We start from the raw sequence: 26,854 nt of genomic DNA, 5'->3' as shown, positions 1-26,854 counted from the left end.
TGTCTAAAATCGATATTACGGATATTTCTCAGTACTATTAGGTAAAGTGCTCCATTCATAAAAATCATCTCCTGTGGCAGCAATCCATTCATCCAATGCCATATGCATTTTATTTTTGATCGATTGGTAAGCAGCTACATATGCGAGGTTGTGCTGCTCTCCGGGATCTTTCCACAAATCAAACAATTGTTCATTGCGTTCCCCCTGATTGTATAGGTTGTATTTGTATCGTTCATTTCTGATCAATCTGGCCTGTCTGCTGGAATCCAACTTATCATCGGCCAACTGTACCACCAAATACTCTCTCAATTTTTCTCTGGGGTTTTCTAATACCGGCTTGAGGCTTTTGCCTGTAAAATTAGTGGAAGAAGACAATCCTGCATAATCTACAATTGTAGGTGCAAGATCAATCCCTGAAACCAACTGATTTCGGTCAATGTTTTGGGCAGGCACTCGTCCTTTATACCGAATAATAAAAGGCACAGTCGCTGCTTCTTCGTACAGGCTTAACTTGGCGGCCCATTTATGAGCGCCTCCCCCATCCCCATGTTCACTGGTAAGCACCACAATTGTATTCTCGTCAAAACCATTTTCCTTCAGGGCCTTCATGATTTTTCCAATTTCATTGTCTACCATTTCGGTAAAACGATAGTAATGGTACAAGTAGGCTTGCCAATCCTCATCTGTATAGTCAAGGGTCTTCAACAATTCATCTCCATAATGATCCATTAATCGCTTTTCTTCAAGGAATTGAGGTTCATTGGGATCTATTTCATAATTATTGGGCAGTGGCGGTAAGTTCTCCAATTCATGGGCTTTGGCATATTCACCAGGCCTTCTGGGAACATGGCAGATGTCATGAGGGTTGTGAAGTGAAACTGTCAATAAAAAGGGTTGATCTTTATTATAATTATTGAGGTAATTTACCGTGGCGTCTGCAATGGGCCCATCCGTATCTTCTCCGAGATCCCATTCTTTATCCAAAGATTGAAACGGAACCACTGCAAAACCTGCTACGGAATCCATTTTATTTTTGGCAGGGTAAGCTTGAGGAAGATGCCATTTTCCTGCCCATGCGGTATTGTATCCGGCTTCTTTAAATACCTGACCGATGGTTGGTACTTCTGATCGGATATTTGTGGAATTCCAAACCACACCAGTTTCATGAGGCATCCTTCCTGTGATCAAGCTACTTCTTGCTGGTCCGCAAACTGGCGAGGTACAATAAGATTCCGTAAAAAAGGTACCTTCAGCTGCCAACTGATCCATTGCGGGTGTCTTTAGGTGTGGGTTTCCCAAATAACTTAATGCATCATTGGTGTGCTGGTCGGTAAGAATAACCAAAACATTGGGTCTTTCGTCCTCCTTTTCAACTTTACCACTTTGACAACTTGCCAGCAGCGCTAGAGTTAAACATAAAATAAGAAGCATTGCACTTAAAAACTTTAGTTTTTTCTCATTTTAGTCAATTTACCATGAAAACACCACAGTACCTGTCACATCTTTTATTTCAAAATACCGTTCATTGCCATCCTTCACCTCAGTAAAAGGAATCATATTGGTTTTCCAAGGATATTTTGAATTCAAGTATACATTTAGTTTGTCTTTCTTAATCCCATCGGAGGGATATATTCGGAGGGAGCCATTTTTTAATCCGCTTACACTATAACGTTTGCTTATTCCTTTTTCACCGGAGTGTAATTCTTTGAAGGAGATCATTCCTGAAGTCTGGGAAATAAACGCCCTACACTCCCTATGCCAAGCTGTTGGCATGGAGTAAGTAGAATAACCATCTTCCAGATTTGTTTCAAGACCTAACATCAATGGAGCTCCTTGCTCAAACTTAAAGGATTGTTTTACTGTAGAATTTGGGTTATATCCGGAAAAAACAAAAGCATTGTCAGAACGATTGATGGTAAGAACAGGGTCTTTGACACCCACATGAGTTTTTTCTATTTTCAATTTCATGCCCAAATCTCCCAACACATGTCTTAGCAAGGAAGGTACAATTTGATATTCCTCAGGATTATCAGGGGTTAATAATCTTCTCCCCGTAAAGCTACTAGAATTGGTACCTCTTATATAAATGACTTTTCCTCCATCCCAATCCGGGTGCTGTCGTAACCATGCCATGTCTCTCAATTTATTCCCCTGTTTTACTCTTGCTAGGGCTTTTGTATAAGCATCCTTTGGATCATCAATAATGGTACGAAACCCTCCACCTGAAAACAAAGGCGAATGCTTTATTTTTGTTGGAACTACACCTTTAACAAGGTCCATATTTACATTGGATATCAACTCCATTTCTCCCGATAATGGCCCTGTGTTTGCAAGGTTAATAAAACCCATAAAGGTACTACTTGTGTGATCCATTGGGCCGAAAATGATAAGTTTCCCTCCATTTTCAACAAAATTCATGAGAGCCTTTTCATTCTCTGACCCCTTATCTGGAGCAATGGTAACAAGTACTGATGCATTAAAAAGTTCCGAATTATTGGTTATCGCACTTCTTAGGTTTGTCGTAGAAATGACGGTATTCATTGGAAGTCCACTATTAATCGCCTGCCTCATGAACCAGTCTCCATAGTAAATCTCCGGTAGCCTGTCTGGGTAATCCCGTGCCCAGTCATGGTATTCATCAAAGGGATAGACCCAAACCAAAGGTCCCGGGGCTGTAGGCATATCGTATCGTGCCTTCAAAATATTGGGGATGACTTCATCAGGAACTTGTGTTGGCATATTACCATAGGTATCATCAATGGTTAAAAAGTTCAAGTGAGTAGGCACTCCAATTTCACCTTTTTCATCGATTCTAGCCACTGCCAAAGGTAAATAAATGTCATGAGGTTCTCTCCCATACCTGTCTAACCATGGGCTATTGATCCACCATGGGTCATGGGTATAGTAACGAAACGGAAATCTATTGTCAGGCAACATGGCCATTCGTGACATATAGCCGGCCAACTCCAAACCAAAATCACCATCCAATGCTGCCCATGGAGAATTAGGTGGAGGCAACATATTGAATCCACCGTTGTATATGTTTCTTAAGTCTACTGCATCTCTGGCTAGATCAGCTCCTACAGAAAGATTTGTGCCTCTAGTTTGTATGGGATAGTCGGGACATTCTTTCCTAAACAATTTCCAGAACCCTATCACTTTATCAGCAGAGGAAGCTAATTTTTCTTGAGCAAAACTCTCCCCATCAAAGATGGCTCCTGTAGCAGACCAGCCTTCGGCACCAAAACCAAAACCATTACTTAACCACAAATAGTCAAAACCCAAATCATCAAGAAAATGCTGACTTTGTCTACCAAAGAAGGTTCCAAAGGGTGTTTGGTCAGGAATACCATCCGGGTACCCAGCATAGGCTTCGCTGTCTCCCTTCAAAATGGAATAAGAACTTACAAATGTCTTGTGGCCCATTGCATTTCCCCAAGAATTTCGGGGTGCTTTTCATATTTAAATGGTGACTTTGCAAATTCAGGTCCCGGATCAAAAGTGGCCCCTACTTTTATTGGCTTTCCGGTTACCTTTCTTCCTTCTTCCTTCAACACTTTCACAATAAAAGCAAGGTCACCGTAAGTAAAGTCAGGAGCATCATCTCGATACACATAGGCTCTCTGATGTAAAGATAAAGATTTCGGGCCAGAGCCTACTTCATGTTCAGTATTTGGGTTGCCCATGTACTTTGCCCATTCAAGCGGTTGATCCATGTGGCCTTTGTAGTCAAGAATTTCCGAGCCATCGCTGGTCCAAAGCATCATTGACACTGTGTCTGTATGTCTCAATAATGAATGCCATTGAATAAACATCTCATGAGCCACGGCCCTGATATAGGCTTTGTCCTTTTTCTTAAATGGCTTCAAAGAAGATTCCAGCGTGATATTTTGAAAATTCTTACCTTTAAGATTGTCCTGCGCCTGACCTGGTAAACAAACCAAGCAGAACAACATAAACAGGTAGTATTTTCGAAATAGAAGCATAATAATTTTCATTAATAACCAGTGTTTTGTCCCAAATTAGGATTGATATCAAGCTCTCTTAATGGTATTGGAAATATCTTATTGTACTCCTGAACATCAAAGCTCATATTATTCCGTTCGAAATAAGCATTCATTTCAGGTAATAATTGCCCTGTTCTCACCAGGTCATACCAGCGATGACCTTCCAAAAACAGCTCCACTCTACGCTCATTTGCTAGTGCATTGGTCAAGGCTAGTTGATCTAAACCAGTTAGACCATTTAAACCTGCTCGTTCCCTAACTAGGTTAAGGTATACCATAGCCTCATCTTGTAAACCGTTTTGGTTAAGTGCCTCTGCATACATCAATAGTGCATCAGCATACCTTAAAGCAGTAAAATTTATTCCTCCATCTCCCTGAACGCCTGTAGTAAAATCTACAAACTTCAGTCCATACAACTCCTTTTCATACCCACCTGAAAGCACCTTTACAGAATCTCCAATAGATGCAGGTCTCCTAAGGTCTCCCGGCTCATAAGCTGCTGCCATTTCCGGAGTTGGCAATATTCTTCCGTTACCCTGCATTTGATTAGGAAATATATCCATATCAAATCTTGCAGGAGTAAAATAGGTGGAATAACCATTCCCTACACCCAAATTACCTGACATGTATTTAATTTCAAAAATAGACTCAGCCATTTCATCATTCCCATTTGTAAACAGGTTTTTGTAATCCTCCTCAAGAGAAAAATCATTGCTTTCCACAACTGTTTTCAATGCATTTTCTGCATTGGTAAATTCCTTCTTAGTTAGATAAACTTTACCCAACAATGTGTTGGCTGCAGCATTTGAAGCCCTTGATTTACTTAAACCTTCCACTCCAGACAACAGGTCTGCTGCCAGAATTAAGTCGGCCTCAATCATTTGATAAACCTCCGCCTCTGGTTTTCTGGACATATCATATTCAGATATTTCACCCGGACTTCGAAAAGCCACATCCACAATGGGTACTTCACCGAATGTTCTTACCAAATTAAAGTAACCTAAAGCCCTTAAAAATAAAGCCTCGCCTTTAAGTTGACCTCTAATTTGAGTCTCCATGTCTACTTCATCAATTCTTGAGAGAATGTTGTTCGATTGAGAAACCAGGTTGAAACTAATTTGCCAAATGGAATTCAAGAAAGTATTGGAAGGCGTAAAGTTAACTTCATCCAATTCGACCTCCGATATAGAAGGCGAGGTCCATTGGATTTCAGCATTGTCCGAAGTCAGTTCACCAACATATATTAAATTCACATCATACAAATTTTGTAAACTTGAATAACTACCTATTAAAGCCGTTTCAAAATCATTGGCGTTTTTATAAAAGGAGCCATCACTGATTTGATGTTCAGGCTGCAATTCCAGAAAATCTGAGCAAGATGTCCCGGCCAATAAGGTCAGGATATATAAAATATACTTTTTCATGACTCAATTGTTTTAGATTATAAGGTTATTTTTAGGCCCAAAGTAAAAGTCCTTGGCAAAGGATAATTTAAATAATCAATCCCAGCATTAACTACATTATCGCCGGTGGTGCTAGATTCTGGATCATAACCAGGGTAATCCGTAAAAGTGATTATGTTGGCAACGCTCGTATAAACATTCATACTTGTCAACTTGAACCTGGAAACAAGTTCCTGTGGCATGTCATACCCGAGCGTCACATTTCTGATACGAATAAAAGATGCTTCAAACAAGAAGTTTGAGGAGGTTCCAAAACCAAGGGCGTGGTTACTTCTGATTGCTCTAGGAATGATACCATCACCAGGATCTTCTTCTGAGCGCCATCTTCTATCTTGAAGTGCCAATCCATTTTGGACACCATTCGACCCCATTAAAGCCCCTCCTGACTCTAGATAAGTTTGGGCTCCTTGCGATCCTACTATCGAAATGTTCAAATTAAAATCTTTCCACTTGAAGTTGTTGGTCATTCCCCACACAAAATCCGGCCATGGGTTTCCTACAATTTTTCGGTCATTTTGATTAATTACTCCATCGTCATTGACATCTTCGAATTTGATATCCCCAGCCTCTGTGTCAGGATGAAATAAGGCTGCCCCCTCCAATTCATCACTATTCATAAAAATCCCCAGCTTATTGATCAAATAAAAACTGGATACCGGTAAACCTACTTGAGTAATTTGATAGGGTGAGTTTGAAATTCTCCCTCCCTCTGTGGCCAGTTTGAGCACCTTATTCCTATTGGCTGTGAAGGTCAGGTTCGTATTCCAAGTAAAATCATTGTTTTGTATATTTACTGTATTCAGTCCTAACTCTAACCCCTTATTTTCAATGTCTCCAATATTTTGAACTGAACTATAAAAACCTGAAGCTGCAGGTAGTTGAACGGCCAATAATAAGTTTGTCTTCAAATCTCTATATATATCAGCAGTAAGATTAATCCTATCTTGAAATAAACTCATATCTATCCCAAAATTGGTTTGTTTAGAGATTTCCCAAGTCAAGTCATCATTTGCCAGACTACTTGGTACCAAACCAGGTATCAAACCACTCTCATTGATATACCTTCTTGCGGATAATAAGCCGATATGTGTGTAGTTCCCTATTTGATTGTTACCCGAAACCCCGTAGCTAGCCCTGATTTTGAGGTTACTCAAAAATCAGCACTGCTCAAAAACTCCTCTTCAGAAATATTATACCCCAAAGAAAAAGAAGGAAATGATCCCCACTTGAAGTTGCTTCCAAACCTAGAGCTACCATCTCTTCGAAGAGTAGCTGTAAATAGGTACTTACTGTCATAGGAGTAATTCATCCTTGTCATGACAGACAATAAAGACCATTCACTAAGCGTTTGTGTACCTGCGTTAACTATTCCCCCTGAAAGATAAGTGACATAGTTTGTAGGAAAATCAGATGCTCCGGCAGAAAGCCGATCCCCACTATTTTTTGTGCCGAAAACCCTGCTACCGCATTTAAAAAGTGCTTGGTACCAAATGATTTATTATAAGTTAAGGTGTTTTCATTCAACCAATTGATATTGTCCATTTTAGTGGCACCAGCAGTTGCAGGATAGTTTAATGAAGTGTACTGGGGAACAGCATTAGATCTCCAAAGCCGAATGTTATTTGAGGTATAGTTGACACCAGCAGATGATCTAAACATTAGGTTTTCATTGATATCTACTTCTATATAATTATTGGTATAAACATTCATCACATTTCTTTTATCAACAGACCCCTCGCTTACAGCAAGTACATTCGCTAAAAAGCCTAAGCCATCAGTTACATCTGCCTGATTGAAATAATAGTTTCCTTCACTATCATAAACCGGAATTGTTGGAGAGGCTGCAAGCGCATTGGAAAGCAATCCACCTTGTCCATAGTGGGACTCAGTATTGGCAAACCTACCATATCCATAAGAACCATAGGTGGAGGTGCCAATCCTTACTTTGTCAGTAATTTGTGCATCAACATTCACCCTTAAATTAAATCGGTTATAGTTAGAATTGATCACCACTCCTTCCTGAGAAAAATATCCTCCTGAGATAAAAAAGCTTGTTTTGTCAGTTCCTCCTCGGGAAGACAATTGAAAATTTCTGACAGGAGCTGTTCGGAAAATCACATCCTGCCAATCGGTGTCAGTGGTAATGGAGGAAGGGTTTCTAAACTCTGGTCTTACTCTACTAGCAGCATTTCTAATCTCATTAGGATCGTCAGCAGATCCACCCTGGAAAATCCATGCATTGTCTCTGCCATCTGCTACAAAATCGGCATATTGTTGCGCATTCATCATGTCCAATTTGTTGGCAACTTCTTGGTACCCATAAGACATATCTAGGCTTATCTGAGCTTTTTCGTAGTCTCCTCGTTTAGTTGTAATGATCACAACACCATTGGATCCTCTTGAACCATAAATGGCGGTTGCAGATGCATCCTTAAGAATTTCAATGGATGCAATGTCTGAAGGGTTAATTGAATTAAGTGGGTTAATCCTATTGGCAGTATTGGAGGCCATGTCAGCTGATGAAAAAGTATCTCCACCGTAGCCACGCATATTGGAATTTGAGCCACCATCTACAGGAAAACCATCAATTACATAAAGGGGTTGATTACCTCCTGAAATAGAACTTACACCTCTGACAAGAATATTGACATTCCCTCCAGGCGCTCCGGTTGTCTGATTGATTTGTACCCCTGCTACCTTACCCTGAAGCATCTGGTCAAAACTCCCGGTGGAAGGTTGCAAAAATTCATCGCTCGTAATTCTCGAAATAGAACCACTCAGATCTTTCCTTTTCTGTGTACCATACCCTACGACAACCACCTCATTCAATTGTTCCATATCCATTTGAAGTTGGACATCCAAAGTGTTTCGGTTTCCTGCCTGAAATTCTGCTGTAGCAAATCCCACATAAGAAAACACCAATGTTGCATTTTTAGCCGAAAGATTGATTTCATATCCTCCATCAATGTCCGTGATAGTTCCGTTGGATGTTCCTTTCTCCAAAACGGTAACACCGGGTATCGTTGTCCCATCTTCTGCAGATGTAACTGTACCCTTAACAAGCAGACCAGCGTCTGATTGTGCCAATAGCTCTAAATGGCCCGTACAAAAGCAGAGGACCATTACAAAAACAATTCTTTCAATGCGTGTTTTCATAAACAGTTATTTTGGGTTATTTATTAATTTATGCGACAATTACTGATTCTATATTGAGGTAATTGGCAATTTTTTGGATGCTTTTGGCATGATGGCCTATTCCCAAAGCAAAGTGATGAGTAGGTCCTTCTTTGATCCAATTTGTCAAAAAGGTGCGTACATCGGGTTTGAAAAAACCTCTTGTATTTGTATTTCCTGTAGGCGGTATTGGCCCTTCTACTGATTCTCCCTCAGCAATCACAAATTTAAATTTACCTTCATAATTGGAGCTGATACTCAGCATGGTGATAGGGCCCTCTTTGATTTTAAACTCAACGCCAGCCCCAAATCCTGGTTTGCCGTGGTATTTTTTTAACTTCGAAGCACTGGTTTGCCCTGAGCGATCGAAATATTGTGGGGGCCATCATGCCCTACCAATACAAAGTTTTCTTTAAAGTCAACCGGGTGAAACTCAGCAAAGCTTCCTCCGATTCCAAAGCGATCCATGATAAACATGGCCATGCAGCATTTCAAATCAGACTCTCCACACATAGGAAAACCGGAACTTGTCAATAGTGAATTACCAACAATTAGGTTTGACATCACCAATTGGGTTTCACTATTGTCCTCACCATTGTAATAATAGGCCAGTCCATCAAGGTTTTTATCTTCAACGAATTTCTTTAAGGCTACAGAAACTCCTGCTGCTACATTTAAATCTTCCTTCTTTAACTTCTCAGAGATAGGATCAGAAACAGGATCGGGGGTATCGAAGAAAGATAAAATACGCTTCTCTTCTTCAGTTACTTCAGCCTCAGAAACCTTATTGGAGTAATTGCCTACAATCTCATTGGCTTCACATTGCACTATATGTACCCCGAAATGGGCAGTAAGCATGGTTGAATCGGTATGCATGTCCAGCATGGCTTCTATAGGATGACCTATATGTCCAATTCTAGCTGTTTTCAAACCATGTAATACGTTAGCCATTCGACAATAATCACCAATCATTCGCTCAGATTCGGGATCATCATGGAGGGTACCGATAATAACATCAGGCACTTTTTTTCCCATTCTTACTGCCACACCCGCAAATTCAGGCAATGAGCATACATCATCATTGTAGAGCTGCATATAGGTAGAAGCCTTACTGTAATCCATTGCCTTGTCCGGCTGCAGGGCTACCAGCACTATAGGCACATTTATATTTTTAATGATTGTCCCAAAAGTGCTCGAGGTAGCATAAGTAAGCATGTCACAAAATATCAAGTCGAGATTTTCAGCTTGTAACTTAGGCACTAGGTCATAGGCCGATTGTGCATCATCTACCAATCCAAAATCAATTACCTCTGCATTGTTCTTTTCAACTTTTTCTATGAGCACTTTTTGCTTTGCCATTAAGGCATCCAATAGCCCCTCAAACTGTGCCCAATATTTGAAATAGCCCACACCAAAAACGCCAATTCTAGGCAAAGAGGATTCTCTTCTTTCTATTTTATAATTTCCCTCTGCTGGGTTGCCACTTCCATTTATTTCCTTCATTGTTTTAAGTTTAAGATTAATATTTTTTCTTAACGCACTATGTTAAATTTGACAAATTGATACAATCCCAATTGCTAAATGAATTTTATTTACCGAATTCGATTGTTCTAATTTTTGGTATAAATACTATCAGAATGACAAAGGCCAGAGGATACATTATTCCAGAGACCAACCAAAGTGGCCCATAAGAATAATTCTGGGCAACCCATCCAATCAATGGATTAATGATCATCCCAGAAATAGCACCCGCTGTCCCGGATAAGCCTACCACTGATGAAGTCGCATATTTACCAAATACATCTGCTATGGCGGTTATGTAATTGGTAATCCAAAAACCATGAGCCAACATCATTAATGACATCAATAGTACGGCTACTTCTACCGTAGAAACCGTAGAAATAAAAGGAGCCACCAAAGTCAATGCCGCAGCAAAACCCATCACCCACTTTCTAGCAGCATTGATACTGAAATTCCTGGCTACCAATTTATCTGAACACCAGCCACCCAGAATATTGGAAAGACCCAAAGCAAGAAAAGGGATCCAAAACAATTCACCTATCCGTTCGAATGATAAATCTCGCTCTTGGTTAAGGTATTTAGGGACCCAAAACATTAAAAAGTAAAATACCGGATCTAAGAGAAACCTAATTAAAATAAATACCTGCACGGTCTTATTTTGAAGCAGCCTTTTAATAGAAATTTGCACTACAGGTTCATCGATAGTGGCCAATGCTTTAACCTCTCTTGCATGAAGGCTATTTTTCCAGGATTGGCTAAACCAAAGTACAATCCACACGAACCCAATCAAACCGGGTATAATAAAACTCCATCGCCAACCATATTCCCCTGCAATCAAGATGGTCAAAGGTGGCGCCGCTACTGCTCCAATTGCCGCTCCTCCTATCGCTATCCCATTGGCCAAGGCCCTTTCTTTTTCATCAAACCATTCATACACCGTCTTGGCTGCTCCGGGAAAACAGGCTCCTTCACCCACACCGAGTAAAACCGGAATCCCAGCAATTGAGAAAAACTGTTCATAACACCATGCAACACACTGGCAAAGGACCAAATCCCAACTGATAAGCCAAGCCCTTTTTTCCTCCAAATTTATCGATTAAGCGACCCCCAACGGTGAACATCAGGGCATAGCTTACCAAAAAGCCAGTGTTCACCCAGCCATATTGTACATCGGAAATGGAAAGTTCTTCTTGAATTTTTATTATGGTCATGGAAAGGACCTGCCTGTCTAAAAAATTAAGACCTGTAGCAATGAAAACCATTGCTAGAATATACCATCGGATTTTTGGGTTCATTATTCTTAACGCTCTAAGTTAATTAAACAATGATATAACCATATAAATTAAAATGCAAGTTATTATCTGTTTTTTACTCAATAGACTACTTATTATCAGAACTTACGGAACATAGAAGTAAATTAAAACAAAATTACAAAATTTATCTTAACGCTCTAGGATAACAATTTAAGGTAAAACAAGGTGATAAAATGTTTTTAAGAAAAATAATAATTAAGGAAAACTCTCCGTGACAAGGACCAGTATTGGACTTAATTCCCATTGTACTCTGGGTGGGCGATGATAGCAAATTTATATTTATCTCCTCTGTAGAGAGATTTCTCTAATTCAAGTACTGCGTCTTTCCTACTCAACACCACACTGTCGAGCACAAATACAGGTAATGCACTTTCATATTCAAAATTATTTGTTGGATCATCCGGAGGAAGAATGATTGCACTTAAATTCTGTTTGATATCGGAAATTTTAAGCTGGTATTTGTCTTCATACACCTTAAAATAGGACAGGTCCGTGGAAAGCATATTGATTTTTGGACAAAGCTTTAATGAGATGTACTTTGTTTCATCTTTTAGCAACATCTCATCAGCATATCTTAATTGATGTACTTTTAGAACAGGCCCTTCAATAATATAACTTTTTCCACTTATCTCTGCTGAAACACCATGATCCAATACGGTCTTTTCGAGCACAATTGTTTTTGGTTTGAAGCCTTCCACTTTCAAACCTTCATCAACCCCCTTCTAGTGGCATCGATTGAGCCCAAAGTCCTGACCAAGTGATGGTCTTCTGTTTTATTAAGCACAAAGGTACCTTTACCTTTTATCCGCTGAGCATAACCACGGGACTCAATTTCCTGCAAGCTCTTTCTGGCGGTAGTATTGCTAACTTGAAAGTTATGAATCAATTCATTTTCAGAGGGCACCTTTTCTCCCGGCAACAATTCTCCTGAGATTATTTTACTGATGATTTGCTCACTTATGACAATAAATTTGGGTTTTTTGCTCTGGTTCCGATTTTTCATAAAAGAGAATTTAATGGCCTATTAGGTGGCGACCACTTAATTAATGAGTTAAAACCAATAGGAATTCTTGTAAATTAAACGATTTTAACCCTTAAAAGTAAGGGAAAAAGAGCCAAAACCCAGTTCATTCCCTTTAGAATATAAAAATAGAACAGTTAATAGACTATAATACTACTTCTCTAAAATGGCCGGATTACCGCGATTCTATCAATTAAAACAAATACTGTATACCGGCATAAAAACCAGCATGTAAGGAATACCTACCGTTGGTTGTAGTTCTCTCCGATATCACATAACCGAAAGTTGGGTCAGACCAGTTTTTGTCAAAAGCAGTGAACCCAATAGACGGACCTGCAGCAAGCTTAAAATGATTTCCGAACTTATACCAAGGGATTAATCTAAAAAAACTTGAATTGTTTGTCAAACCAGAAAAGTCTGTTGTTTGTCTATTAACAAATTCGAAATCCATTCCTGTTTTCTCTTTCTTAAAAATATGCAATCCTAACCCAAAATCGAACCCGTACATGATTTTCTCAGACTGCTCCATAATACCTGTCCCAATTAAGCCGTATAATTTCCCACCTCCAGATCGAAAAATAATTTGTCCTAACCCTGTCTCATCGATACCCACAGACAAACTTTTTTGCCCATCTTCTATGAGATTAATCAACCCGATAGGGTAATCACTAGACTTGGCAATATTAATTAATCCTGAAAATTGAGCACCAGTTACGTTCTCTGCCTTATTTACCAGACCAGCGATCTGAAAACTCACTTCTCCTTGTGAATAATTATACAATCCTGCTACTTGGAATGCCCCGGTACTATGGTTGGCCTGATTTGATAAACCTGCTATTTGTAAAACATTAGTTTGGTTGGTTTTATTGAGCAGACCTGCTATTTGAATATCAGAAGAACCATGACTGAAATTATAAATCCCTGCAACCTGTCCTCCATTAATATCCTCCTTTACGTGATTGTAAATCCCCCCACTTGAAACCCATTTACCTTACCATACACAAAATTGTGAATGCCGGAAACTTGAAAACCATCAACATCCCCACCTGTCATATTGAAAATCCCTGCTACCTGAAATGCTTTTACATCTTTTTGGTTTATATTAAAAATGCCCGCAATTTCCAAACCCTCTACACCGGCAGTATAGCCTCCAAAAATATTCAGGGAAAAATTGTTTATCATCTGGCTATTAAAGACCCCTTGCGAGCTCAGTCCTGGTGTAAGAGATACCTGCATGGGACTTTCTGCAAAAAAACCTCCCAAATTAAGCCTCTGAACCCTCTGTCTAAACCCGATCAATAGACGCCCAATAGCACTGTTTTCCATTGCTTCAGCAGCTCCATCTTCCGGGTAAAACCGTAACTTTCTCGGTTTTCCTCTTAAGCCTACATCCACTGATGGTAAAATAACAAAAGACGTGTCCCGATACTCCTCCTTGCTAATGGCCAGCCACACCAAGTCATCAGGTTCTCTTTTATATTTTAATTCAAAGTCACCATTTTTATCCGACAAAGAAGATACCATAGTGTTTTTTCATAAACACTAGCAAACGGAACTGCTTCCCCACTACGCAAATCTCTAACTTTACCTCTAAGGATTGATCGCTTTTTCCCTTCAATTAAATCCACATCCAGTTTACCCGGTGCATATTTTATAATTAGGTATTTGTCATGCTCTTTAAATTCATAGTCCTCTCCTAAAATCACTCGAAGAAAACCTGCTACCTGCCCTTCGTAAGAAGGAATGGTTACCATTTCATCCAGATCAATTAGGCTACTCTGATAAGAAAAATAAAAGCCCTTTTCCTGAGATAACTCGTCCATAATTTGCCCTAAGGGAACTTGGTTAGAAGCCTCAAAATTCACCTCATGCAAAAGAAAATCCTGCGCACTTAAATACTTTTGAGGTACCAGAAAGATGGTCAAAAAAGCAAAAAACAACAAAACTTGAAAATCATAATAGTACTCGACAGCCTCTTCGAAGGTAAAGAATTATTCAATAATTATTGCATCGTCACGTTGAGTGATGGATACCCCCAAGGTTTGACGGATGATTTCAAGGTTATCTGAAAGGGATCCATATGGCAATGTGGTAGTAATGAACAAGCTTCGGGCCCGCTCCGATACTAGTTTAATATTACTCCCATAAGCCTCATTCAATCCTTCGGCAAGTTCTTCTAAAGCAATATCCTTGGCTACAAATTCTTTACTAACGTAATATTTGAACAATTGATTTTCTGACACCTCCTTCCGAATCTTTTCTTCAGTGGTAAATATGGTAGCTTTTTCATTTTTTGTTAGGAATAATTCATCCTTTCCGGTACTCACCTGAACAAGGCCTTCGTCTACTATAATGATGGTTTTGCCTAGAGTTTTCTTAATATTAAATGAAGTCCCTAATACTTTTACCCTTACCTCATCGACTGAAATAATAAAGGGCTTTCGAGGATTCTTTTGGACTTCAAAATAAGCTTCACCTTCCATTAATTCTACAAAACGGCCTTCTCCTAATAATTTCTGACGGTAGGAAAGTTTGGTGTGTTTATTAAGCGTTAGTTGAGAACCATCAAGTAATACTTCTTCTTTGGACTCTTCTAAAGAAGTAAGGTTCACACTGGCATAATACGCCTTGCCCGAATGGGGTAGAAAGGAAAAAGCCATGGCAGTCACCCCCAACAACAGCACAATCGAAGCAGCTACCTTAACCCATGGCAACGAAAAAAATGGTTGGCTACTAAAAGGCCCGGAATTTAGAAGTTTTGATTCTCTATTCTTTTTAAACTGCTCCCATGCTGCATCCACATCTATCTCTTCGGTACTGGCTATCGCTATGGATTTTTTCCATACCCAACAAAAGTCATTGTAATATTTTTCATTCTCTTTTCTTGACTCAATCCAACTTTTCACAACAAGAGACTCTTCTTTACTGGTTTCCTTGAGCAGGTATTTTATAAGTAAGCTATCTTCCATCACTCAAAATTTATCTACCAAAATGATCACAAATAAGGGAAGAAATTCCGCCAATTCCATCCTTAAGGTTTTCAACGCTTTCCCCATATGTCCCTCCACCGTTTTTATGGAAATGCCCATTCTTTCAGCAATTTCCGCATATTTAAGTTCCTCAAACCTGCTAAGATGAAACACTTTCCGGCATTTGTCAGGCAAAGCCATTAAGGCAAGGTTCAATCTGGTTTGAATTTCTTTCTCCTCCACGGAATTGTCAACAACAGTCCCAATGGACTGGTCACCGGCATATTCATGATGTTTTCTTTCCCTGTGCTTCATTTTTACTTTTTCATGTTTGAGGTAATTCAAGGCATCATAATAAACTGCTTTATAGAGATAGGCTTTTATTGAAGAAGTAATTTCTACAGTCGTCCTCTTTTCCCATAGTTTTAAAAAAACAGTTTGTACAACTTCCTCTGCAACTACTTCATCTTTTAAAAGCACACGGGCATAGCCATACAAGCCTTTAAAGTGATTTTTAAAGACCTCTTCAAATAACTTGTCATCCACCTTCAATGGTGGTTCCTCCTTTACATTTGAACTTACCCTCACTTACAATTGGTATTATATCACTGCATTCATTAAAAGGACAACTCAAACTCAGTTTACCCTTGATCAATTTGGAAATTCCTCAAACAATTTGAAATCAACAACCAATTACTTCAACTTTTTTCTAATAATGACTTTTTAAGAAACCAATTGAGCATATAAAAAGCATTCTTATCCATTCTTTTATTGGGTTGCATGGGGTTATCAGCATAAGTTTTTATCCCGCAACTTTTCCTGTATGAATACATGCTAAATTAGTTTATTTTAAAGTTAATTCCTGCAGACAGCCCCAAATGAATCGCCTTGTAAACATTTCTCCTTTCCCTATTCCATAAGCTCATCTCAGCCAATTCATCCCCTATAGCATACTTAGTATGCATATAATTTATGCTAGGACCTGCAAAAATCTCTACTTTATCGGAAAGGACGAGGGCAGGAAGCACTTTAAGACCCGACCTGGAATACTCCCCCTCCGCTTAAAATTCGTAATAAATAGGTTGGTTCCTTCCACATCTAAACGAAAACCGCCCCTATCCAAAACTTTTAACCCAATCCCGGCCTCTAAGGCATAAGGTAATTCAGAGTATTGGAGATTTGAGCCTAAGCCTACGATCCCGTACAATTTCTTTCCTCCGGATTTTAAGGTAATCATAGATGTAAGGTTTTCATCTGCATAAAGACCTAGCCTTATTTCCCCATCTTTGATAAGGTTTATTATTCCTATAGGATAATCACTACTTTCGGCAATATTCACTATCCCTGCAATCTGAACTCCTTTTACCTTTTTAGCCCGATTCACAATCCCTGCAACCTGCACACCATTTACACTATCTGCATTATTCATTATGCCTGCAACCTGTATACCGCCTGCCGCTTTGGAAAGATTGGCAATCCCGGCCACTTGAGCACCTTTTGTAGATTGAGATAAGTTTAAAATCCCCGCGGTTTGAAAACCTTGCACATGTCTGGCCTTATTAAATATTCCGGCCACTTGTACCGGCACATCCATTTCCAATAAGTTAACTATTCCAGCTATTTGTATGGCATGATTCGCATTCTTTGCTTCATTCATAAGCCCTGCAATTTGAACCCCATCCACCTCACCTCTTACTTTTGACCACAACCCGGCAACCTGCAGACCAATTACATTTCCATGTACCATACCTGCTAGTCCATAGATAGCTAAACCATTCTCCCCGGAGGAAAGTCCACCCAAAGCATGAAGGCTAAAGTTGTTTTTTAAATCAGGTGCATCAAGCCCGTTGGTACTGATAGGGTAAATAAAGCCAATATGCACCGGCCGTGTGGTCTGGCTTCGAACAGCAGTATAAGAGCTAAAGATCAGCAAAATCAAAGTTGTGCAAATTTTAAATCTATGGTAATAAATTTTCATGGTTTAAGTATTTTATCGATTCATAAGTTTGACAACTCAATCAACTTATACCCTTACTTGCAATTCTATTTATTTTTAAACCAAGGGTAAATCATGGTTTTCTTGTCTTAACCATAGAAGGCAAACATTGCCTCATTTAAAATTTTAGAAAGTATGAAATTTATATTATTTAGCATTTCCTTGTACATTTTTTCCTCGTTCTCGATTTTCGAAAGTAGGCACATGCCACCTGAATTTGAATTGATAAAAGAGGGTAACGGCTTATCTTTTTATGAAAGATGGATCAACATGGAGGATGGTACCAAAAGTAGAGAAGTAAAGTTTATTATAAGCATCAAAGCTCCTTATGAAAATGTTATTGAAGTATTGACAAAGGAGAAATATGGAATGCTTTGGAATGACAACACCTTGGCATATAAAATTAAAAGCACAGGCCCTCAGTCATGGATCAGCTACATGAGATACAGTTTCCCTTTTCCATTATCTGACAGAGAGTGTTATTTAAAAAATCGATTAGAGGAGGGAAAGGAGAGTACGAAAATCTATTTTAATTCATCGAATAGCAGAATATTCTCGGAAGGAGAAGAAATGGTACAAATGACAGGTTTAGAAGGCAGATGGATTGTTACTAAAAAACAAGGTTATACCCTTTTGAGATACCATATCATTTCTGTACCGGAAAAAGGATTGCCTAGATGGATAGTAGACCCTATCATCAGAAGGAACTTATGGAATACCATGCAAAACCTAAAACAGACCATAGAGAAAATCTAATCTTGTGGCATTGTACTCAGCTAAAACCTTCAATAAACATGATTCGCTAGCTACTAAAACCCTTCCTGAGAAATCTCAGGACTCCCTATTACATAATCATGGATAAAGTCTATAAGCCCATCATTAAAAAAGCCATTCAAGAAAATTCTTGAATGGCTTTTTTATCTGCAATTGATATTGCTTATTCTCTTACAAAAGGATAATCATCCTCCACATAAACATCCTTGAATGCATCTTCTCCGTCAGGCCAAGGAGACTCCTCAGCGAATTTAACAGCATCAGCAACTTTTTGCTTCACCTCTTTCTCAATTCCTTTGATATCATCTTCGGAAAGAATATTATTCTCTAAAATGGTAGCTCGAACCTGCTCGATTGGGTCTCTTTGTTTGTACTCTTCAACCTCCTCTTTAGTTCTGTACTTCTGAGGATCAGACATAGAGTGACCTTTGTACCTGTAAGTTCTGAATTCAAGCAATGTGGGCCCATCTCCTTTTCTTGCCCTTTCTGCTGCTTCTTTTACAGCTTCATGTACTTCTTCCACATTCATGGCATCCACAGGGAAAGAAGGGATATCATAAGACTCACCCAATTTGTAAAGCTCATCTACATTCGAAGAACGCTTGACAGAGGTTCCCATGGCATAACCATTGTTTTCTATCACAAAAATAACCGGGGTTTTATAAAGCATGGCCAGGTTAAGGGATTCATGAAACGCCCCTTGTCTTACTGCACCATCACCCATAAAGCAAATGGATAAATTTTTGGTCCCCAAATACTTTTCTGCAAAACCAAGTCCCAAGCCCATAGGAATTTGCGCGCCTACAATGGCGTGTCCTCCGGCAAAGTTTTTAGATTTATCGAAAATATGCATGGATCCACCTTTACCTTTGGTAGTACCTGTGGCTTTTCCAAAAAGTTCAGCCATAATGGCTCCAGGATCTGTACCTAGACCTAAGGGTGTGCATGACACCTATAGGCGGTTATCCATTTATCCTCTTTTTCGAGGGCAGTGATTGCTCCTGCAGCACAGGCCTCCTGACCTATATATAAGTGGCAAAAGCCTCTTATTTTCTGTTGTCCATAAAGCTGTCCTGCTTTTTCTTCAAAACGCCTCATAAGCAACATGCTTTCAAACCAATACTTATAGGTTTCTTTGGAATATTTTACTTTAGATTTACTTGTACTAGAACTCTTCTTTGCCATACCGTATTCTATAAAATATGCTAACTTTGGCCTCAAATATAGTGAAATCAATGCAATATTGAGGCCTTTTGCGAAAATAGTAAAAAACATCCTGTGTATAAGCCATGTATTTAAAAAACTTAAAATTAATTCAATTTAAAAACTTCCAAAATTTGGATTTGGTTTTTAATCAAGGTGTTAATTGTTTTTTTGGTACAAACGGGGCAGGAAAGACAAATCTTCTGGACGCTATTCATTATTTATGCCTAACAAAAAGTGCATTTATACCTACAGATAATCATCATATAAAGCACGGTGAAGCATTTTTTACCATCAAAGGTGAGTTTGAACTACAACAAAAAGAACTGGGAATCAATTGTTTTTTTGAGGGAGGTAGAAAAAAGCGGATTGAAGTAAATGGTAAACCTTACACCAAACTAAGTGATCATATCGGACTCCTTCCCCTTGTTATTATTGCACCGGACGATACTGAGATTATCAATGGAGGAAGTGAAGAAAGAAGAAAATTTTTTGATAGCATGATCTGCCAAGCAGATCAAAACTACCTACAAACATTGATTCGTTACCAACAAAATTTAAAACAGAGAAATGCATTATTAAAAAGGTTTGCCGAAGAAAAACGGTTAGACAAACTTCAATTGGCTCCTTATGATGAACAACTCTTAAAGCTTTCAAGAGAAATTAATCAAACAAGACATGCCTTTTTAAGCGAGTTCCTAATTCATTTCCAGGCGCACTACGCTTCAATTTCCGGGTCTAAAGAGCTGGTTAACATTGAATACCTAAGCCAGGTTGATAGAGAGAGTTTCGGTATTGATTTTATTAACAACCTCAACAAAGACCTTTTACTTAAAAGAACTGGTTTTGGCACCCATAAAGACGACTTTAATTTCACTTTCGATGGACAGCCAATAAAAAAATTTGGCTCTCAAGGTCAAAAAAATCTTTTTTAATCAGCCTAAAACTAGCTCAGTTTTATATTTTTAAAGAATTAAAAAGCACCAAGCCAATCTTATTATTGGATGATATTTTTGACAAACTGGATGACTTTCGCATTCATCATTTGATGAATGCTGTAGCTAACAAGGAATTTGGCCAGTTATTTATTTCTGATGCAAGACCTGAAAGATCCAAAGAGATTCTTACCCAAATCACTTCTGATTACAAGTCCTTCACAATAGCCAATAATACTGTGGTGGAAATAGAATAGGTTTAATACCTACTTCTTCTTTTCAAAATTGTCCCATCTAAAGAAATTTTACCGGGACCTAATAACATTAATACTATAAAAACAAGAAGATAAATCAATGAAAGTTCTTGTTTACCAAATTCACTTCCCCCATGAACAATAAAAGCTATAACAGCCATATTTATTATCATAGGAACAAGTATGATTCGGCTCATAAAGCCCAAAATCAAAAAAATGGCACAAAAAAACTCAGCAAAAATTGCCAATTGCAAAGAAACCGCAGGGCCTAACCCAATGGGATCAGCAAAACTATTGAGTCTTTCACTGAAGTGGATCACCTTGGACCATCCATGAGACACCAACATCAGGGAGGCGCCGACCCTTAATAGGAGCAAACCAAAATCTAAAACAAACGGCTTGTTTGAAAAGACAATCTTTTTCATGGATAGCTAGTCAACTATAAATTCAAACTAATAAGTGGATAAAGTTAAATAAAAAATAAAAGCAAAAGTAGCTGAGAGTGACATAAGACAACCTACAGCTACTTTTTTTAGACTTTTTGACCTTTTAGATTAAAAAAATCGTCATTACCCTATTTACACTCACTTTCTTACCAAAGTTTCGCCGGATATTCTCCTTCTGCATGAAGTTTTTTCAATTCTTTCATAACATGTTCCTTATCTTGAGCATAGGTAACTCCAAACCAAACTTTACCACCCTCAAGAATTTTAACCTTTCCTATACCTTCTGTAATAATGGAGTTGGCTACTTTAGGAATGTAAAATTCAGATTTTAAATTTTCTTTATTCTCTTTCAAGAAACTAAGCCAAAGCTTCTCTGTTTGTTCAAATATGGATTGATGAAAACCCCAACAGTTCATGGAAACCGGGTTTTCGGCATCTATTTTTAACTTTTCTCCATCGGCTTCATGGAAAATCCCACCTTCCTTTTTCGAAATGGCTGTTCGCTCTATCATACCTGTAAGCATGCCCTCAGGAGAGACATCGCAGACACCTCTACTAACGGTCCCATAATCTGATAAAACATTTTTAATCGCATAGCCTACCATACAATGTAAATCCGGTTTAACATCATGGGTTAAAAATTCCCTAAGGCTTGAAAAGCTTCTTGTCCATAAAAGTCATCTGCATTGATAACGGCAAAAGGCTCGTTGATCACCTCCTTGGCACAAAGCAATGCGTGGGCAGTACCATAAGGTTTTTCCTATCCGGATGCTGATATTCTTCGGGCACTCCATTTTTTAAAGATTGAACAACAAATTCGATTTGAATCAATTCACCAAATCTCGGAATAAAGATTTCTTTACTTTCCCCTAGAATTTCTTGCCTTACAACAAATACCACCTTTCCAAATCCAGATCGTATGGCGTCAAAAATTGAATATTCTATAATTGTTTCGGCGTTCGGTCCAAAGGCATCAATTTGCTTGTCTCCACCATACCTGCTGCCCATTCCAGCAGCTAAAATTAAAAGTGTCGGTTTATTCATTGTCTTTAAAATAGTTAATGGCAATACTTTACAAAAGGTAAAATTCCTTGCAAAGTTAATTTTTTAAAAAACATCATCAGAGAAATTCCTCCATTAATTTGCTAAAAGACTTTAGATCTTCTTAGAATATTTAGGTTAACTAATAAGCATATAAAAATAATATTTATGCAAAAAACGTATTATCCATCATTTTTCATCCATAATGATTAATTATTTGGCATTTTAACCACTTCTCACCTTCATTTTTACCCATTTTCACCATTTTTACCATCTTTTTACATTTTTTAGTTGTTAAATAAGTTCATGATTATTATTTTTGCAACAGATAAATTTTTTAATTCTATAATTATTAATGGAATATTAATCCTGTTAAAAAAATGAAAAAAATTGAAGCTTTAATTAGAACTTCGAAATTTGACGAAATCCACAAATGCCTTTCTGGCTTAGGTGTTAAATTTCTGACCTTTTATGAAGTGAAAGGTATGGGCTTGCAACATGCAAAAATGCAACACTACCGTGGCGTGGCTTACGAACCAACATTTATCCCCAGAACAAAACTGGAAATAGTCGTTCAGGATGACTTAGAGGACAAAGTGGTTGCCTGTATTCTCAATGAAGGCCGAACAGGAGAAGTAGGAGACGGGAAAATATTTGTTTACGATGTTGAAAAAGCATTTAGAATTAGAAATGACGAAACAGGGGAGAGCGCACTTTAATTTTTACCTCTCCATATCATCAGAATTAAAAAAACTTATTAAACATATTAATTAAATGACTCAGGAATTATTTACCATTAACAACCTTTGGATTATGGTGGCGACCATTTTGGTCTTCATCATGCACTTGGGTTTTGCTGCACTGGAAGCTGGACTTACCAGAGCAAAAAACACTGTTAACATTCTATTTAAGAACACAATCATCCCAGCCATTGGCTTATTAACATATGCCTTTATCGGATTCAACTTAATGTATCCGGGCGAAATGTTTGCCGGAGGTTTCTTTGGATTTGGTGGTTTAGGACTAAGTTTGCCTGAGGGCTGGGACACTTCTGCCTATAGCGAAGGTTACACCTTTTTTACAGACTTTATTTTCCAAGCAATGTTTGCTGCTACCGCTGCAACAATCGTATCTGGAGCCGTAGCTGAGCGTATCAAATTGGGCCCATTCATTTTCTTTTCCATTCTATACGTAGGAATTTGTTACCCTATTGCAGGCATGTGGAAATGGGGCGGAGGATTTTTAGATACTTTATCTACTCCATTTTATGACTTTGCCGGTTCCACTATCGTTCATTCAGTTGGTGGATGGGGAGCCGTAATTGGCGCATACTTATTAGGTCCAAGGATTGGCAAATACACCAATGGCAAAACCAATGCAATCCCAGGTCACAATATACCTTTGGCCGTTTTTGGGGTATTTTTGTTATGGTTTGGTTGGTTTGGTTTTAATGGAGGATCTGTATTATCTGCTGACCCGGGAACTGTTTCATTGGTATTTGTAACTACTGCTCTAGCCGGTGCTGCAGGTGCATTTGGAGCCTTACTTGCTTCTTACCTGAAATTTAAAGCATACGACATTACGATGGTACTGAACGGTATCTTGGCAGGTCTTGTAAGTATTACCGCCGGAGCAGATTTAATGTCTCCAACCGAAGCAGTAATCATTGGTTTCATAGGTGGTATCCTAGTCGTATTTGGTGTTATCTTGTTTGACAATATTAAAATTGATGACCCGGTAGGTGCCATCTCAGTACACCTTATATGTGGAATATGGGGAACACTTGCAGTAGGTATTTTTGGAGACCTTGCCAGTGGATCCCAGATAGTATCACAGTTAATTGGAATAGTATCTATAGGTGCACTTTGTATCGTATTCAGCTTTGTACTTTTCTTCCTTCTGAAGAAAACCACAGGTATTAGAGTTGACGAACAAGAAGAAACCGAAGGACTTGATATCAATGAGCATGGCATGCATGCTTACCCTGATTTTGAAACTAAAGAATAACTCGGACTACAGCTATAATAAAAGTGTAAAAACAGGCAGATAGTATCTGCCTGTTTTTTTATCCCCTTGTTTCACTTTTTTTAATCGCCTATTGTACCCCAACCTACCGGGAATTTCGCAACAGGAGATGCTCAAAGAGCTGACCTAATATGCAAGCGGCCTACTTTTTAATTATTTCATTACATATATCCAATATTAATTATCCTCATCCATTTTTCATCCACCTCTCTATTGGCTTATAGCTTCGTAGGATTATAGGGTTCAATTTTTACGATGATAAAATCACCCAGAAAAGAATGGGAGCATTTAGAAAACAGACGGTTACCACCAGTGAAAGAGACAAAAAAAGAGTGACTTTCGCCACTCTTTCTTTTACTTATAATTACTTTATTTCTTTTCTTTCTTCATAGGATTCGGCCCGGAAGAAGTTCCCCTACCGGCAGCCCCTTGTTTGAACATTTCAAACTTAGAAGGTATAAATTTTTGAGGCCAATAATTATTAGACTCATCAATATCAGCAGTTTCTCGGTATGGATCCAAAACGATCTGTACAACTTCTTTATCTTTGGCAAAAACCTTGGTTACCTTATACTCATCCATTCTCCAAATTTGAGCAGGAAGTGTTTCTACTTCACTTGTGCCATCTGCATAATGAAATTGAATAATTATAGGCATTACCAACCCTCCCAAATTTTCAAAAGATATTTCGTAAAAGTTGAGCCCACTGTCTAACATTTCCAGCTCTTCACTTCTCAACTGACTTCTAAAGTCCTTGTATGCTTTCTCTTCCTCAGGCCATACTTTAAATCTTTCAAATTTATTGTAAAAATCACCCACAGTAGGGTCCGCTTCCAAATAAGTCTGGTCAATATCCTCTTTATTTCTAGTTCTTGAAATATAGGACTCTTCATGTTCGTAGGCTACTTTAGCATCTTGCTTAACCTCGGATGGTTTTTTGCTATCAATCTTATACCATTTGACATTTTGTATGGCTATATCCACAGGTTCAGTTCCAAAAACCAACCCCTCCAAAACCAGTCCAAATCAATGGCAGAAGCATCCTCCATTGTCCTGAAAAAATCATCTGGAGTAGGATGTTTAAACATCCACCTTTGTGCATACTTTTTAAAGGCAAAATCGAATAGTTCCCTACCCATAATGGTTTCCCTCAAAATATTAAGAGCTGTTGCCGGCTTTGCGTAAGCATTAGCTCCAAATTGTATGATGTTTTCAGAATTGGTCATGATCGGCTCTAACAAATGTTTCTCCCCTTTCATATAAGGGACAATTTTGTGAGCTGGACCTCTTCTCGAAGGATAATCCCTTTGCCATTCCTGTTCTGCCATAAACTGCATAAAAGTATTCAAACCTTCATCCATCCAGGTCCATTGCCTCTCATCGGAATTAACAATCATTGGGAAAAATTATGCCCTACTTCATGAATAATCACTGAAATCATCCCGTATTTTATGGCTTCAGTATACGTGCCATCTTTGTCCGGTCTTCCATAATTAAAACATATCATTGGATATTCCATTCCATTAGATGCTTCCACGGATATGGCCTTTGGGTAAGGATAATCAAAGGTTTTAGCAGAATAAGATTTTAAGGTATGAGCCACTACTTTCGTGGAGTATTGTCCCCATAGCGGATTGGCCTCCTTTGCATAATAAGACATGGCCATTACCTCTTTACCATTCTCTAGTCGAACTGCCATGGCATCCCAAATAAACTTCCTTGAAGAAGTCCAAGCAAAGTCCCTTACATTTTCGGCATGGAAAACCCATGTACGCTTATCACTGGACCTTTTCTTTTCAAGTTTTTCCGCCTCAGCCTGTGTGCGAATAACAACAGGTTGATCAAAAGTAGTTTTGGCCTGCTCCCAACGCTCCATTTCTTTCGGGCTTAGAACCTCAGTAGGATTTTGGAGTACTCCTGTGGCACCCACCATATGGTCTGAAGGCACAGTAATAGCTACTTTATAATCTCCAAACACCAATGCAAACTCTCCCCTACCAACAAATTGTTTGTTTTGCCAACCTTCAAAATCTGAATAGACTGCCATTCTGGGGAACCACTCCGCTACCGTATAGATATAGTTTCCATCTTCTTCAAAATATTCATACCCCGGTCGGGTAGCCAAAAAACCGGTTCTGTCGTGACTATTAAAACTCCAAGCCATATTGAACTCAAACTTTTCACCCGGCATTAATGGGGTTGGCAAGTCTAATCTCATCATGGTTAAATTTACCGTGGCGGGTATATCTTTCCCATTGGCATCTGTAACAGAGTAAATTTTAAGCCCTAAATCCATATCATGCCATATGATATCTTCCAATTGACCTAAATTCATTTTTGGGTGAATTTTATTGGATGCGATTTTTGGAGTTTCGGAATCTTTATCTCTTTGATTTTGATCCAATTGTATCCATAAGTAATCCAAAGGATCAGGAGACTGATTGTAATAGGTCACTTTTTCTTTACCACTGATGGATTGATTTTCATCATTTAATTCCACCTCTATTTCATAATCCGCCCTTTGCTGCCAATATTCATGCCCGGGCGCTCCGGAGGCTGTTCGATAAACATTTGGCGAACGAAGATCCGTACCCAATTGCTCAAACCTATTGCCATGTCTTTGCTTATCGACTTGTGCATAAGCCCCGATATTACTCGTTATTATTAGCAGAAAAAAGAATACAGCTTGCTTCATAACATACAAATTTCTCT

Annotated in this window: 26 protein-coding genes and 3 pseudogenes; 5 read left to right on the top strand and 24 right to left on the bottom strand. The window is 38.6% G+C overall.

Annotated features, from left to right (window positions below; all coding sequences use genetic code 11):
- Positions 1–15: 15 nt before the first annotated feature.
- The 20 genes from WG932_RS24545 to WG932_RS24450 all read right to left on the bottom strand — a co-directional run bounded on the left by WG932_RS24545 (position 16) and on the right by WG932_RS24450 (position 17,446).
- Entirely contained in the window at positions 16–1,431 is a 1,416-nt protein-coding gene (locus WG932_RS24545; RefSeq protein WP_483085737.1) for a sulfatase family protein, read from the bottom strand.
- 39 nt (positions 1,432–1,470) lie between these two features.
- Positions 1,471–3,426: a hypothetical protein gene (locus WG932_RS24540; protein ID WP_483085736.1), complete on the bottom strand. Its 1,956-nt coding sequence runs from the start codon at positions 3,424–3,426 to the stop codon at positions 1,471–1,473.
- Positions 3,405–3,986, bottom strand: a complete 582-nt coding sequence (locus WG932_RS24535) for a hypothetical protein (protein WP_483085735.1) — start codon at positions 3,984–3,986, stop codon at positions 3,405–3,407. The genes WG932_RS24540 and WG932_RS24535 overlap by 22 nt, the downstream gene beginning before the upstream one ends.
- A gap of 11 nt (positions 3,987–3,997) precedes the next feature.
- On the bottom strand, positions 3,998–5,431 hold the full coding sequence (locus WG932_RS24530) for a RagB/SusD family nutrient uptake outer membrane protein (protein ID WP_483085734.1): 1,434 nt from the start codon (positions 5,429–5,431) through the stop codon (positions 3,998–4,000).
- Between the two features lie 17 nt (positions 5,432–5,448).
- Positions 5,449–6,624: a SusC/RagA family TonB-linked outer membrane protein gene (locus WG932_RS24525; protein WP_483085733.1), complete on the bottom strand. Its 1,176-nt coding sequence runs from the start codon at positions 6,622–6,624 to the stop codon at positions 5,449–5,451.
- Positions 6,621–6,788: a hypothetical protein gene (locus tag WG932_RS24520; protein ID WP_483085732.1), complete on the bottom strand. Its 168-nt coding sequence runs from the start codon at positions 6,786–6,788 to the stop codon at positions 6,621–6,623. Before WG932_RS24520 ends, WG932_RS24525 begins: the two co-directional genes overlap by 4 nt.
- A 47-nt stretch (positions 6,789–6,835) precedes the next feature.
- Positions 6,836–8,626, bottom strand: a complete 1,791-nt coding sequence (locus tag WG932_RS24515) for a SusC/RagA family TonB-linked outer membrane protein (protein ID WP_483085731.1) — start codon at positions 8,624–8,626, stop codon at positions 6,836–6,838.
- 28 nt (positions 8,627–8,654) lie between these two features.
- Complete coding sequence (locus WG932_RS24510) at positions 8,655–8,909, bottom strand: hypothetical protein (RefSeq protein WP_483085730.1); 255 nt, start codon at positions 8,907–8,909, stop codon at positions 8,655–8,657.
- A gap of 68 nt (positions 8,910–8,977) precedes the next feature.
- On the bottom strand, positions 8,978–10,147 hold the full coding sequence (locus WG932_RS24505; protein ID WP_483085729.1) for an L-fucose/L-arabinose isomerase family protein: 1,170 nt from the start codon (positions 10,145–10,147) through the stop codon (positions 8,978–8,980).
- 85 nt (positions 10,148–10,232) lie between these two features.
- Positions 10,233–11,252 carry an MFS transporter gene (locus WG932_RS24500; protein ID WP_483085728.1) on the bottom strand — a complete coding sequence of 340 codons (1,020 nt, stop codon included), beginning with the start codon at positions 11,250–11,252 and terminating at the stop codon, positions 10,233–10,235.
- Positions 11,182–11,460, bottom strand: coding sequence for an MFS transporter (locus WG932_RS24495; RefSeq protein WP_483085727.1), 279 nt, complete (start codon positions 11,458–11,460; stop codon positions 11,182–11,184). The genes WG932_RS24500 and WG932_RS24495 overlap by 71 nt, the downstream gene beginning before the upstream one ends.
- A gap of 251 nt (positions 11,461–11,711) precedes the next feature.
- Positions 11,712–12,149, bottom strand: a complete 438-nt coding sequence (locus WG932_RS24490; RefSeq protein ID WP_483085726.1) for a UTRA domain-containing protein — start codon at positions 12,147–12,149, stop codon at positions 11,712–11,714.
- Positions 12,150–12,178: 29 nt separating this feature from the next.
- Positions 12,179–12,481 carry a GntR family transcriptional regulator gene (locus WG932_RS24485; RefSeq protein WP_483085725.1) on the bottom strand — a complete coding sequence of 101 codons (303 nt, stop codon included), beginning with the start codon at positions 12,479–12,481 and terminating at the stop codon, positions 12,179–12,181.
- Positions 12,482–12,692: 211 nt separating this feature from the next.
- A complete protein-coding gene (locus WG932_RS24480; protein WP_483085724.1) occupies positions 12,693–13,280 on the bottom strand; it encodes a hypothetical protein in 588 nt (195 codons plus the stop codon).
- Between the two features lie 170 nt (positions 13,281–13,450).
- Positions 13,451–14,023, bottom strand: coding sequence for a hypothetical protein (locus WG932_RS24475; protein WP_483085723.1), 573 nt, complete (start codon positions 14,021–14,023; stop codon positions 13,451–13,453).
- Positions 13,981–14,439, bottom strand: coding sequence for a hypothetical protein (locus tag WG932_RS24470; protein ID WP_483085722.1), 459 nt, complete (start codon positions 14,437–14,439; stop codon positions 13,981–13,983). Before WG932_RS24470 ends, WG932_RS24475 begins: the two co-directional genes overlap by 43 nt.
- Positions 14,440–14,490: 51 nt before the next feature.
- Positions 14,491–15,468, bottom strand: coding sequence for a FecR family protein (locus tag WG932_RS24465; RefSeq protein ID WP_149394187.1), 978 nt, complete (start codon positions 15,466–15,468; stop codon positions 14,491–14,493).
- A 3-nt stretch (positions 15,469–15,471) separates the two neighbouring features.
- The gene (locus tag WG932_RS24460; RefSeq protein ID WP_149394186.1) at positions 15,472–16,056 is read right to left on the bottom strand and encodes an RNA polymerase sigma-70 factor; all 585 of its coding nucleotides are present in this window, start codon (positions 16,054–16,056) and stop codon (positions 15,472–15,474) included.
- 251 nt (positions 16,057–16,307) lie between these two features.
- A complete protein-coding gene (locus WG932_RS24455) occupies positions 16,308–16,433 on the bottom strand; it encodes a hypothetical protein (RefSeq protein ID WP_483085721.1) in 126 nt (41 codons plus the stop codon).
- Positions 16,434–16,462: 29 nt separating this feature from the next.
- Positions 16,463–17,446, bottom strand: coding sequence for a hypothetical protein (locus WG932_RS24450; RefSeq protein ID WP_483085720.1), 984 nt, complete (start codon positions 17,444–17,446; stop codon positions 16,463–16,465).
- A 222-nt stretch (positions 17,447–17,668) separates the two neighbouring features.
- Between WG932_RS24450 and WG932_RS24445 the strand changes: the two genes are divergently transcribed.
- Positions 17,669–18,220 (top strand): SRPBCC family protein, encoded by a 552-nt coding sequence (locus tag WG932_RS24445; RefSeq protein WP_483085719.1) that lies wholly within the window; start codon positions 17,669–17,671, stop codon positions 18,218–18,220.
- Positions 18,221–18,401: 181 nt separating this feature from the next.
- Here WG932_RS24445 and pdhA read toward each other — a convergent pair.
- Positions 18,402–19,423: pseudogene (gene pdhA / locus WG932_RS24440) on the bottom strand (pyruvate dehydrogenase (acetyl-transferring) E1 component subunit alpha).
- Between the two features lie 152 nt (positions 19,424–19,575).
- On the opposite strand from pdhA, the gene recF reads away from it, so the two are divergent.
- Positions 19,576–20,376, top strand: coding sequence for a DNA replication/repair protein RecF (gene recF, locus WG932_RS24435; protein WP_483085718.1), 801 nt, complete (start codon positions 19,576–19,578; stop codon positions 20,374–20,376).
- A 65-nt stretch (positions 20,377–20,441) separates the two neighbouring features.
- Complete coding sequence (locus WG932_RS24430) at positions 20,442–20,633, top strand: hypothetical protein (protein ID WP_483085717.1); 192 nt, start codon at positions 20,442–20,444, stop codon at positions 20,631–20,633.
- Between the two features lie 2 nt (positions 20,634–20,635).
- On the opposite strand, the gene WG932_RS24425 is transcribed toward WG932_RS24430, so the two are convergent.
- Positions 20,636–21,055 (bottom strand): DoxX family protein, encoded by a 420-nt coding sequence (locus WG932_RS24425; RefSeq protein WP_014020373.1) that lies wholly within the window; start codon positions 21,053–21,055, stop codon positions 20,636–20,638.
- Positions 21,056–21,222: 167 nt separating this feature from the next.
- Positions 21,223–22,120, bottom strand: a pseudogene (locus tag WG932_RS24420) (nucleotidyltransferase family protein).
- A gap of 377 nt (positions 22,121–22,497) precedes the next feature.
- Here WG932_RS24420 and WG932_RS24415 point away from each other — a divergent pair.
- Positions 22,498–22,836, top strand: coding sequence for a P-II family nitrogen regulator (locus WG932_RS24415; protein WP_014020371.1), 339 nt, complete (start codon positions 22,498–22,500; stop codon positions 22,834–22,836).
- Between the two features lie 55 nt (positions 22,837–22,891).
- Complete coding sequence (locus tag WG932_RS24410; protein ID WP_014020370.1) at positions 22,892–24,124, top strand: ammonium transporter; 1,233 nt, start codon at positions 22,892–22,894, stop codon at positions 24,122–24,124.
- A 387-nt stretch (positions 24,125–24,511) separates the two neighbouring features.
- Here WG932_RS24410 and WG932_RS24405 read toward each other — a convergent pair.
- Positions 24,512–26,837: pseudogene (locus tag WG932_RS24405) on the bottom strand (M1 family metallopeptidase).
- Positions 26,838–26,854 lie beyond the last annotated feature (17 nt).

It is taken from the genome of Cyclobacterium sp. SOCE241 (genome assembly GCF_056867545.1).
This window is presented reverse-complemented; position numbering and strand designations above follow the sequence as displayed.